The organism is Jiulongibacter sp. NS-SX5, from assembly GCF_052828545.1.
In genome coordinates, this window is sequence record NZ_CM128248.1 from 2,435,334 (window position 1) to 2,448,239 (window position 12,906).

General features: G+C 42.9%; 8 protein-coding genes. All 8 read left to right on the top strand.

Features of this window, described 5'->3' with window-relative positions; all coding sequences use genetic code 11:
- The first annotated feature begins 51 nt into the window (after positions 1-51).
- The 8 genes from ACUXV0_RS10805 (at position 52) to ACUXV0_RS10840 (ending at position 12,875) form a co-directional block, all read left to right on the top strand.
- Positions 52-2,004: a glycoside hydrolase family 127 protein gene (locus ACUXV0_RS10805; RefSeq protein WP_446189558.1), complete on the top strand. Its 1,953-nt coding sequence runs from the start codon at positions 52-54 to the stop codon at positions 2,002-2,004.
- A 24-nt stretch (positions 2,005-2,028) separates the two neighbouring features.
- Entirely contained in the window at positions 2,029-2,748 is a 720-nt protein-coding gene (locus tag ACUXV0_RS10810) for an NUDIX hydrolase (RefSeq protein WP_446189559.1), read from the top strand.
- Positions 2,749-2,855: 107 nt separating this feature from the next.
- Positions 2,856-4,526 (top strand): glycoside hydrolase family 43 protein, encoded by a 1,671-nt coding sequence (locus ACUXV0_RS10815; RefSeq protein WP_446189560.1) that lies wholly within the window; start codon positions 2,856-2,858, stop codon positions 4,524-4,526.
- Entirely contained in the window at positions 4,523-6,517 is a 1,995-nt protein-coding gene (locus ACUXV0_RS10820) for an alpha-L-arabinofuranosidase C-terminal domain-containing protein (RefSeq protein ID WP_446189561.1), read from the top strand. The genes ACUXV0_RS10815 and ACUXV0_RS10820 overlap by 4 nt, the downstream gene beginning before the upstream one ends.
- Positions 6,518-8,065: a glycoside hydrolase family 43 protein gene (locus tag ACUXV0_RS10825; RefSeq protein ID WP_446189562.1), complete on the top strand. Its 1,548-nt coding sequence runs from the start codon at positions 6,518-6,520 to the stop codon at positions 8,063-8,065.
- Between the two features lie 107 nt (positions 8,066-8,172).
- A complete protein-coding gene (locus tag ACUXV0_RS10830; RefSeq protein WP_446189563.1) occupies positions 8,173-9,093 on the top strand; it encodes an alpha/beta hydrolase in 921 nt (306 codons plus the stop codon).
- Between the two features lie 89 nt (positions 9,094-9,182).
- Positions 9,183-11,186, top strand: coding sequence for an alpha-L-arabinofuranosidase C-terminal domain-containing protein (locus ACUXV0_RS10835; protein ID WP_446189564.1), 2,004 nt, complete (start codon positions 9,183-9,185; stop codon positions 11,184-11,186).
- Between the two features lie 51 nt (positions 11,187-11,237).
- Positions 11,238-12,875, top strand: a complete 1,638-nt coding sequence (locus ACUXV0_RS10840; RefSeq protein WP_446189565.1) for a ribulokinase — start codon at positions 11,238-11,240, stop codon at positions 12,873-12,875.
- The last annotated feature ends 31 nt before the right edge of the window (positions 12,876-12,906 follow it).

A 12,906-nucleotide genomic window follows, 5' to 3' on the forward strand; every position in this document is an offset into this window, starting at 1 on the left:
ACAGAAATAGTGAATAATTGTGTACCTTCAACACAATTATTCAACCCTATCATGAAACGCTTTACCTTTTTACTTCTATTTCTTAGTGTTTATTCTGCCTTTGCTCAGCAAAATGACTACCCGATTGTTCCGGTAGGATTCCAGCAGGTTTCTCTTCAAAATGGCTTCTGGAAAAGCCGGGTAGAAACTGCCACAAAGGTCACTATCCCATACGCCTTCCAGAAATGCGAAGAGACCGGAAGAGTAGATAACTTCAAAAAAGCCGGCGGACTGATGAGCGGTCAGTACATCGGAGGGTTTGGATTTGATGATACAGACGTCTACAAAATCATTGAAGGAGCCAGCTACAGTTTAATGACAAGTCCTGACCCAGAAATGGACGCCTATCTGGATACATTGATCAGTTATATTGCAGCAGCACAGGAGGCCGACGGCTACCTTTATACCGCCTGGAGCTTAAAGGCTAATGAAAATAAAGAAAACAAAATGTTTTGCTGTACTTACAGCGATAAAGGCCGTTTTTACAACCTCAACCAAAGCCACGAATTGTACAATCCCGGGCATATGTACGAGGCCGCTGTAGCCCATTTCTATGCCACCGGCAAAGACAGCTTCCTTAAAATTGCTACCAAAAACGCTGATCTGATTTATGATCTTGCTATCACACATCAAATGCCTTTTTACAGTGGTCATCAGGAGATAGAATTGGGTCTGGTCAAATTATATAGAGCCACTTCAGACCACAGATACCTTGATCTGGCTAAAGAGTTTTTAGACAGAAGAGGTAAAAATATGGCCATGGACCCGGACAGGGATCATTATGGAGAGTATTCTCAGGATCATATACCTGTGATAGATCAAAAAGAAGCTGTTGGTCACTCGGTGAGAGCCGGCTATATGTATGCCTCCATGGCAGATATAGCGGCTATAAAAAATGACAAAGATTACCTGAAGGCAGCAGATGCCATTTGGGAGAATATTGTGACCAAAAAGATGTATGTCACCGGCGGACTAGGTGCAGTACGTGGACATGAAGGTTTCGACAAAAACTATGAACTGCCGAACGATTGCTACGCCGAAACCTGTGCCGCCATTTCAAACGTCTATTTTAACCATCGCATGTTCTTATTGCATGGCTCTTCTAAATACATTGATGTGCTGGAAAGGTCACTTTATAATGGTGTTCTGCCAGGACTTTCGCTGGAAGGCGATAAGTTTTTTTACCCCAACCCTCTGGAATTTGATGGTAAATCTGACTTTAATCAGGGAGCCAATTGCCGAAAAGGTTGGTTTGACTGCTCTTGCTGCCCCTCTAATCTCTCAAGGTTTATCCCTTCTGTAGCCGGCTATATTTATGCAGTCAAAGGCTCAGAGCTTTATGTCAACCTTTTCATGAATAATGAAACGAGTCTTGAACTTGAAGATGGTCAGTTAGACATTATTCAAAACACCAATTACCCATGGGACGGACGGGTTCAGTTGACCTTTAAAAACCAGGTGCCGGTAAAGTCGATATTGAAAATCAGAATCCCGGGTTGGGCCATGAACGAGGCTGTTCCCGGCGATTTATATGCTTTTACCGATCAAAAAGCTCAAAAGATCACACTTCGTGTCAATGGTGATGAGCGAATCGCGAATATTGAGAATGGCTATGCCCTGATAAGTGGAGAATGGTATAAGGAAGATGTCATAGAACTTATTCTACCGATGGAAACTCAGCAAATATTGGCACATCCGATGGTAGAAGCCGATCAGGGTAAAATTGCTGTGCAAAGAGGGCCATTAGTCTACTGTGCAGAAGGAATCGATAATAATGGCAAGGCACTTTCTTTAGAAATCGCTGAAAATGAAAAATTTGAGGCTATTTTTGATCCAACGCTTTTAGATGGAATAACTATCCTGAAAGGAAAAGGTAAAACCAAACCAACACTGGTGCCTTATTACGCCTGGGCTCATAGAGATTTGGGTGAAATGGCTGTTTGGCTGCCACAAAAAAAGAAGTAAGAGAATATTAGTATTACCGGGAAATTGAACGAAAACAATCAAAACGCCACAAGTTACCAAGGGGAGAAAAAGCATTATGTCGCTATCGACTGTATCATATTTGGTTTTGACGGTCAAAAACTAAAGCTCCTTTTGATCAAAAGAAATTTTGAACCAGAAAAGGATAAATGGTCGCTCATGGGTGGTTTTGTAAAAGAAAATGAAAACCTCAGAGAGGGCTCAGAGAGAATCCTTAATGAGCTTACCGGTCTCGAAAATGTGTATCTGGAGCAGCTGTTTACCTATGGTGAAGCCCAGCGTGATCCCGTAGCCAGAACACTATCCATCTCTTATTTTGCTTTAATCAATATTGAAGATCATGACGCTGGTTTGACCAAATCTAAAAACGGAGAATGGTTTACATTTGATGAAAAACCTCCTCTAATTTTTGACCATGATAAAATGGTCAATAAAGCCTTAGCCCATTTGCAGTACAAAGCTGCACTTCACCCACTGGGCTTTGAACTTTTGCCCGAGAAGTTCACCATTCCTCAATTACAAAAACTCTACGAAGCCATTTACGATAAAGAGTTGGACAGAAGGAACTTTAGCCGTAAAATCCTTTCCACCGGTTTACTGATAGACACCGGAGAAAAATACGAAGGGGGCAATACCAAAAAAGCTATGCTTTATACTCTGGATAAGGAAAAGTACGGTAGCCAGTTCAACGATTTCCATTACTTTACTCCTAAGGGCTTTTTCTAAAAAGAGAAAATATATTTCCAATTGTGTATTTTTGACACATTCTTTGTATGTTTACTTTCAATTCGTACTGAATAAAGTGACGAGCCTTAAAACATACCCTGGAAATAATGAAGATTCGTATCACCTTATGGGCTGCATTATCTATGCTATGGATAAGTGCAAAAGCTCAACAAATTACACTGGTCAACCCTATCCTTAAAGGTTTCTACCCAGATCCCAGTATTGTTCAGGTGGGCTCTGATTATTATCTGGTTAATTCTACCTTTTCTTATTTCCCGGGGCTACCTGTTTTGCACAGCAAAGACCTCAAAAACTGGAAACAAATAGGCAATGTCATAGACCGCCCGTCTCAGATGGACTTCATGGGTGAGCGACTCACCAGAGGGCTTTTTGCTCCCGGGATAAGCTATTACAAAGGCATTTATTATGTCACCTGTACAGATATTGATAATGAGGGCAATTTTGTCTCAACCGCCACAAACCCCGCCGGACCCTGGAGTGACCCCGTGAAAATTCCACAGGTAAGAGGCATTGATCCTTCTATTTATTTTGATGAAGAAACAGATAAAGCCTACATCATTTATAATAGTGATGCTCCGGATTTCAAGCCCCTTTACTCTGGCCACCGTACCATCAGAATGTACGAGTTTGACTATAAAAATCTCAAAGTAATCGGCCAGGAAAAACAGCTGGTCAATGGCGGAGTAGACCTCAGTAAAAAACCTGTATGGATAGAAGGACCACACATAATGAAACGCAATGGCTGGTATTTTCTATATGCCGCAGAAGGAGGCACCTCTGTGAATCACTCAGAAGTGATTTTACGCAGTAAAGATGTCTGGGGACCGTATGTACCTTATGAAGGAAACCCTATTCTGACGCAAAGAGACTTACCGGAGGACCGTCTAAACGCCATTACCTCTGCCGGCCATGCTCAGTTCATTACTGGGCCCGATGGCAAAGACTACATGGTTTTTCTGGCTGTAAGACCTTATGAAGGCGATTATTATAATACCGGCAGAGAAACGTTTATTGCCCCAGTAACATGGACAGAAGACGGCTGGCCAATGGCAGAGCATGGCGAAAACGAACTACGTTATTTCTATGAAGCAGACTTCAAAGAGGTAAAACCTAAAAAAGCCCTCCCTCAAAACGGCAATTTTGAGTACACCCTTAAATTCAAAAAGGGGCTTTCTCCTGAGCTGCTTTTTATGAGAACCATTGACAAGAGTTCATTCACCACTACTGGCAAAGGGCTCACCCTGAATTTAAAGCCAGAAACGGTCATGGATTTCGGTAACCCTGCTTTTGTAGGAAAACGTCAGCAGCATCTGTATAGCACCGCAGAGACCGAATTAGATTTTAGCCCAATTAGCGAAAACGAAAAAGCGGGAATTATCATTTTGCAAAATGAAGACCACTTCTACTATCTCTGTAAATCTGTAAAAGATAGTCAGAGCAGAATAGAGTTATATCAAAGTGTAGCGGGTAAAAAAGAGATGGAATTACTCAGCTTTGCTCCCCTATTGACCAAAGGTAAACTACGGTTAAAAATCCAGTCGTTTGCGGACTACTATAATTTCTCCTTTGCAGAAAAGGGAACAGAGTTCAAGCTTCTGAAAGATCATCTGGATGCCCGTTTTCTTTCTACCAAAACAGCGGGTGGTTTCATAGGCTGTATGTTTGGGCTATACGCCACGTCATCAGGAGAAGGCAGTGAGAATCAAGCCACATTTAAGTACTTGAAATATAAAGGGGATGACCCCGTATATAAATGAAAAAGCAGCTAACATTACTCCTAACAGTTATAAGCCTACTCCTACTGAATCCTGTGGCAGGCACCGGGCAGAAAGTAACTTCAAAACCAATCAGTGCAGATTTGTTCGGTTTGTTTTTTGAGGACATAAATTATGCAGCAGATGGAGGTCTGTATGCAGAAATGGTACAGAACAGGTCTTTTGAATACTCCCCTACAGATAGACGAGACTGGCATCCGTTTACCTCATGGGAGTACCATACTCCTGTTTTTAGTTATGGTACTTTAGACATAGAAACCAGTAAACCCATACACGAGAATAACAAGCATTATGCAGTGCTTACCATTGAGCATATAGGAGAGAAATCTACCTTAAAAGAACATGCAGACCTTCCTCAAAACCAAGGTGTGGCAGGAGTAGGTTTGAAGAATACCGGGTTTGACTATATGGTGATTAAACAAGGTGAAAAATATAATTTTTCCATGTTTTCGCATCTGATAGATTCTCCGGAAATTGATTTTAACATCAGCTTACAAAATCAAAAAGGAGAGGTTCTTTCCGAAGAAAAAATACAGGTTAAAGATTCTGAATGGACTATGTACAGCACTACACTTACGGCAAAAGCAAGCTGTGATAGTGCTTCTTTAGTAGTACTGGCCACTAGCCCTGGAAAAGTAGCATTAGATATGATTTCTCTTTTTCCTCATAAGACCTTTAAAGGAAGAACAAACGGATTAAGGCCAGATCTGGCTCAGCTTTTAGCAGATATGCAGCCCGCGTTTATTCGTTTTCCTGGGGGCTGCCTGGTACACGGTGATGGCCTGGGCAATATGTACAGATGGAAAAACACCATTGGCCCTGTAGAACAGCGGAAATCCCAGAAAAATATTTGGGGATACCATCAGACAAACGGCCTCGGCTATTTTGAGTATTTTCAATTTTGCGAGGATATCGGAGCAAAACCTGTCCCTGTTTTACCGGCAGCGGTGAGCTGTCAAAACTCAGGAGGCACCTGGAGAATAGGAGGCACCGGGCAATGTGCTTTGCCTTTAAAAGAAATGGACGATTACATTCAGGAAGTTCTAGACCTCATAGAATGGGCAAACGGACCTGCTGACTCTAAATGGGGAAAATTAAGAGCCCAGGCCGGCCACCCGGAGCCTTTCAGACTGGAGTACCTGGGAATAGGCAATGAAGACAAAATCACTCCGGCGTTTGAGGAGCGGTTTAAAATATTACATAAGGCTGTATCTGCCAGATACCCTGAGATCAGGATCATCGGCACCTCCGGGCCGTTTCATAGTGGAGAAGACTATGAAAAAGGCTGGTCTCTGGCTAGAGAAACTGAGCTAAACACCGTAGATGAGCATTACTACGTACAGCCTGAGTGGCTCATAAGTAACCAGTTCAGATACGATTCCTATGACAGAAGCCACTCTAAAGTGTATCTGGGAGAGTACGCCTCCTGGGGAAACAGTCTGAAAAACGCCCTGGCAGAGGCTGTTTATATGACAGGCCTTGAGAGAAATGGGGATATTGTAAGAATGGCTTCTTATGCTCCTTTATTTGCTAAGCAAAACCACACCCAATGGAAAACTGATATGATATTTTTTGATAATCAAGGGTATTTTCTCACACCCAATTATCACATTCAAAGACTATTCTCTGTAAATGCAGGTGACCGTTACGTATCTCATGTAATCAGCACTACTTCTTCAGACTCCACACAAGCCTATTCGGCGGTTATTGATTCAAAAACCGGGGATATTGCATTGAAAATTGTAAACGCTGGCTCACAGAAAACAGATTTTGAAATAGACCTTTCTTTCTTAAAAAAGAAATCTATCTCTGCTGAAAAATGGATAGTTAAGGGTCTGCCAGAAGACAAGAATAATTTTGAGCAGCCAGAGCAAATCAATGTAGAAGAATCAAGCGAGACTCTAACAAAAAGCAGCACTTATGTGGCCCCACCATATTCGTTTACGGTTTTTAAAATCAAAGGAACAAAATAGATGAAGCAGTCATTGAAAATACTATTTCATATTCTTTTGCCTTTGCTGCTTAAAGCTCAAGACAAGGCTCATAACCCGCTCATTTATGCAGATGTACCCGATGTCTCTATGATACGGGTGGGAGACACCTATTACATGAGCAGCACTACCATGCATATGAGCCCGGGAGTGCCGGTAATGAGTTCAAAAGATCTGGTTAACTGGAAACTTGAAAGCTACTGCTATGACACGCTGGTGAATAATGATGCCATGAACTTGAATAATGGTCAAAGCACCTATGGCCGCGGCTCATGGGCCAGCTGTATCAGATATCATGAAGGTGAGTTTATGGTGAGCACTTTTGCGGCTACTTCTGGCAAGACACACATTTATACAGCAAAAGATATCAAAGGCCCCTGGACAGAAAAAAGCTTTAAACCGGCCTATCATGATCACAGCATTTTCTTTGATGAAGATGGCAAAGTATATATGATTTACGGAGCGGGTGAGCTCAAAATTCTGGAGCTTAAAGCAGACCTCAGCGGCCTCAAAACAGACGTACCAGAGAAGGTGTTGATACCAAACGCAAGTGCCCCTGCCGGTGAAAACATTATGCTGAGAGCAGAAGGTTCTCAGCTTTTTAAAGCAAACGAATTCTACTATTTATTCAATATCACCTGGCCAAAAGACGGAATGAGGACCGTTCTTATTCACAGGTCAAAAAGCATAAACGGGCCATGGGAAGGAAAGGTGGCCCTTCAAGACCGAGGCATTGCCCAGGGTGGGTTGATAGATACCCCGGATGGCCGCTGGTTTTCATACCTTTTCAGAGATAACGGGGGCGTAGGCCGTATTCCTTACCTTACTCCCGTGACCTGGGAAGAAGGCTGGCCTGTACTGGGAATAAATGGCAAAGTGCCAGATGAATTGGATTTGCCAGCAAACGAAAGTCTGATTCCAGAATTGGTGAATTCAGATGAATTCAAACGAAAAAAGGGGGATCCTGACCTGCCGCTCGTTTGGCAGTGGAATCATAACCCTGACAATTCGCTATGGTCTGTAAACGAGAGAAAAGGCTATTTGAGATTGACCACCGGTAGAGTGGACACCAGTTTTGTAATGGCTAAGAATACGCTAACACAGCGTACCATCGGACCCGAATCTACAGCAAGCACTAAGTTGGATGTACTGGGTATGAAAGAAGGTGATTTTGCAGGACTTTGCCTGTTGCAAAAAAACTATGGATTGGTTGGTGTCAAAATAGCGAATGGTCAAAAGTATATCGTGATGGAAAGTGTGGCAGCCGGTAAAGAAGAAGCCCGGATTCCATTGACTAAAAAGAAGGTCTATTTCAAAGCTGCCTGCGATTTCAAAGACCGAAAAGACGAAGCTCAATTTTATTATAGCCTAAACGGCAAAAATTGGACAGCCATAGGTACTCCAATGAAAATGCCTTACACCTTACCGCATTTTATGGGCTATCGATTTGGGCTGTTTAACTATGCCACGATGCAAACTGGCGGCCATGCAGATTTTGATTGGTTTAAAATTGAAACCGGCATAAAATGATGGAATTATCTGCAGATATAAAGAATGGACAAATAAAGTGTAGTGAGCAAGTTCTGTTTAATAGCTTAAAAGAGGTCATTTATATCAACTAGAAATCAGTTAGACGTATGAAACATAGATTACTCCTTTGGCGAAAACCTTTTCAAACAGCCTTTCTCATACTAGGTCTGTTTGACTCTAGTTTTGCTCAGCAAATTATACCACTTTATGCAGGTGAAGTGATAAATAGCAAGCAGCATTCTGTAAAAGAAACAGGTCAAAATAATGGGGTGCTAAGAGGAGTTACAGTACCCACTTTGGAAGTTTTCAGACCTGAAAATCAAAAGGAAAATGCGGCTGCAGTTTTGGTAATTCCGGGAGGTGGGTATAGCGTAGTAGTCTATCAGGGTGAAGGCATTCAAATAGCAAAAGCCCTCAATGAACAAGGGCTGGTGGCCTGTGTGCTAAAGTACCGTCTTCCAAGTGACGAAACCATGATTGATAAAAAATATGGCCCTGTACAAGATGCTCAGCAAGCCCTCAAAATCATGAGAGAAAATGCTGAAGCCTGGGGGCTTAACAATTCAAAGATTGGTGTAATGGGCTTTTCTGCAGGTGGGCATCTGGCATCAACATTAGCCACTCATTATGACACGTCATTCATTGAAAACAAGAATAAAATTTCACTCAGACCAGATTTTCAAATTTTGGTTTATCCGGTGATCAGCTTTAAAGAAGAGCTAACGCATTCCGGGTCAAAAAATAAGCTTCTGGGTGAAAGGCCCTCTGCTGCAGACGTCCTTTTCTTTTCAAATGAAGAACAAATAAAACCTGACGCTCCAATGGCCTATTTAACACATACGGCAGATGATAATGTGGTAGATGTCAATAACAGTATTGAGTATTTTCAAAAACTTAGGCTGCAAAATACACCCGTAGAAATGCACATATATCCGGAGGGGAATCATGGTTTTATTTTTAAGCATCCCGGCTGGATGACCCCCCTTTTCGACTGGATGAAAAGAGCTGAAATAATTAATAATCACTAAAAATAAATAGCGAAAAAGAACACGAAGATTTTATAAAGAAAACTCAGCCTTTAATTACTCAGAAATAACATTTCAATTAACCTTTAACTATGATTAAAAAAACAATAACCTACTCGTTAATATGCCTGTTGAGCATCTGCTTACTGGCATGTTCTAATGACGATTCCTCCTCTTCTGAAGTAGAAGCGGCTGATCTGGTCGTTGACATTAATAACCCTATTCATGAGATTCAACCTACCATGTACGGAATCTTCTTTGAGGATATCAATTTTGCAGCCGATGGCGGCTTGTATGCTGAGTTGGTCAAAAACCGCTCTTTTGAATTTGACGCCCCATGGATGGGCTGGAAACATTTGCCAGAAGCAGAAACCCGTTTTAATACGGTCAATGAACTAACCATAGTAAGAGATGCCAATAACCCTCAAAACCCCCGTTTTGTACGGGTTGATAAAGGTGACGAAACTCCGGAATTCGGGCTGGAAAATGAAGGCTTTGATGGTATGGGTATAAAAAATGGTGAGAAATATGATTTCTCTTTTGTGGCCCGTCAAAACAAAGGAAACCTTACCGTAAAAGCCACGCTGATTGATACCACGGGAAACATCATTGGCTCTGCCAGTACCGCTTTAAACGGAAACGACTGGAAAACTTACGAAGTAGTCATTACACCTACCGCTACTTTTGGAGCAGCCAAACTCCAGGTTACTTTTGAAGGTGTAGGCCAAATAGATATCGATCAAATTTCGCTTTTCCCGCAAGACACCTGGAAAGGCAGAAAGAAGGGTCTGAGAAAAGATATGGTTCAGTTGTTGGCAGATCTTAATCCTGGCTTTATTCGTTTCCCTGGAGGCTGTATAGTAGAAGGGCGTACCCTTGACCAGCGTTACCAGTGGAAAAAGACTGTAGGGCCAGTAGACCAAAGAGAGACGCTTATCAACAGATGGAATACCGAGTTTGCCCACAGACCCGCCCCTGATTATTTTCAGTCTTTTGGCCTGGGCTTTTTTGAGTATTTCCAGCTGTCTGAAGACCTGGGGGCAGAACCCCTGCCTATTCTCTCATGTGGGCTTGCCTGCCAGTTTAACACTTCAGAAACAGTGCCCATGGATCAGCTTGATCCTTACATTGATGATGCTCTGGATCTAATAGAGTTTGCAAACGGATCTGTAAATACCAAATGGGGGAAAATAAGAGCCTCTATGGGGCATCCAGAACCTTTTAATCTGAAATATATTGGAGTGGGTAATGAGCAATGGGGTCAGGAGTATTTTGAACGCTACGAGGCTTTTGCCAAGGCCATTTACGCCAAATACCCGGATATGAACATAGTAAGCGGTACGGGACCATTCTCTGACGGTGAAATGTTTGAAAAAGCCATCAAAGAACTGGAACGTATAAAGCCTGAACTGGTGGATGAACACTATTACAGAACCCCGGATTGGTTCAAAGAAAACGCCACGCGATATGATAATTATGACCGCGAACGTTTCAAGATTTTTGCCGGAGAGTACGCTGCCCAAAGCGTTCAAACGGCCAGCCCAGAGAATAGAAACACGCTGGAGTGTGCCATCTCAGAAGCCGCCTTTATGACCGGCCTTGAAAGAAACGCAGATGTAGTTTATATGACATCTTATGCCCCGCTTTTTGCTCATGTAAACCGCTGGCAGTGGACCCCAGATTTAATCTGGTTTGATAATCTCACCTCCTATGGTACAGCAAATTACTATGTACAAAAAATGTATAGCACTAACCCGGGCACGCATACTCTTTCAATCAAAAGAGACGGAGAAAACGTAACCGGAAAAGATGGACTTTATGCTACAGCGGCTATTGACAAAAACAGTAATGAGCTCATCATAAAAGTGGTGAATACTTTAGGCTCTAAAAGAGCGGTTAGTCTTTCATTAAATGGTCTTTCAAAGGCAGCCGAGGGAAGCATTACCAGCCTACATGGTGATGATGCCGGCGTTTTCAATACCATTGATGAGCCTGCCAAAATAACACCATCGGAAAGTAAGGTAATGGCCGAAAATGGAAAGCTTAATCTCCAAATGCCAGCAAATAGTTTTCAAGTGGTGCGTTTGAAACTGTAAAGACTTTGTAATATTGTGTCAAAGGAACACATACCCTAAAATTCTATTGAAATGAGTTCTAAATATGTCATCGGTATTGATTTTGGATCAGACTCTGTGCGGTCTGTAGTGGTAGATACAGCCGATGGAAAAATAAGAGGTACAGCTGTAGCCTACTACCCCAGATGGAAAGAAGGACTGTATTGCCTTCCGGGTGAATCGCAGTTCAGACAGCACCCAAAAGACTATCTGGAGACGCTGGAGCAAACGGTAAAAGAGGCTCTCAAAGAAGCTGGAAACGGTGTGGCAGAAAAAGTGGTAGGCATATCTGTAGATACTACAGGCTCTACACCCGTGGCGGTCGACAAAAGTGGTACTCCGCTGGCTCTCACTCCGGGTTTTGAGGAGAACCCAAATGCTATGTTTATTCTCTGGAAAGACCATACAGGTAATGCAGAAGCTGAAGAGATTAATACACTGGCCAGAAAATGGGAGACCGATTTCACGAAATATGAAGGAGGAATTTACTCTTCTGAGTGGTTTTGGGCGAAAATCCTGAGGACACTACGAGTAGATGAAAAAGTGAGAGAAGCAGCATTCTCATGGGTAGAGCACTGCGACTGGGTCTCTGCAGAGCTCACAGGAAATACAGACCCTTTAACTCTTAAGCGTTCCAGGTGTGCAGCCGGCCATAAAGCCATGTGGCATGAAGACTTTGAGGGCCTACCTTCAGAGGAATTCCTGACAACCCTGGACCCGCTTCTGGCAGGACTAAGGAATCGATTATTCTCAGAGACTTACACCTCAGATAAACCTATGGGGACCTTATCTGCCAAATGGGCACAGAAACTGGGATTGCCAGAGAACGTGGTTATTGGCGTAGGGGCTTTTGACGCCCACATGGGCGGTGTTGGTGCAGAGATAGAACCTTATTCTTTTGTGCGTGTGATGGGAACCTCCACATGCGATATGTTGGTGGCCCCTAACGACGAAATGGAGGGCAAACTGATTCCCGGAATCTGCGGGCAGGTGGATGGCTCTATTTTACCTGGCATGCTTGGCATGGAAGCGGGGCAATCCGCCTACGGAGATGTTTATGCCTGGTTTCAGCGAGTTATTGTAGGGCCCGTAGCGGAACTTTTGGGTGAAGTGGAAGCCGAAAAATTAAAAGAAGACCTTATCCCTTACCTGGCTAACGAGGCTTCTCAGCTTCCTTTAACAGAAAATGATCCCGTAGCATTAGATTGGTTTAATGGAAGAAGGACTCCAGATGCCAATCATATTTTAAAAGGGGCTATCGCTGGAATGAACCTTGGGACTGATGCCCCTATGATCTTCAAAGCTTTGGTAGAGGCCACGGCCTTCGGCTCAAAAGCCATCGTAGATCGTTTTCTGGAGCAGCAGGTGCCTATCAAACAGGTGATTGCCATCGGTGGTGTAGCTCAGAAATCGTCTTTTGTGATGCAAACGCTCTCAGATGTGCTCAACATGCCCATCAAAGTGGCGGCCTCTGATCAAACCTGTGCTCTGGGAGCTGCCATGTGTGCGGCCACAGCAGCCGGAGTTTTTGAGACTATGCAAGATGCCCAAAAAACTATGGGTGCGGGTTTTGATAAAGAATACACCCCTAATCCAGATCATCATAAAGTTTACTTAAAGCTTTTTGAAAAGTATCAAAGGTTTGGTGGGTTTATAGAGAATGAATATTAGACTTAATTTAGAAATAACCTTCAACGAACTT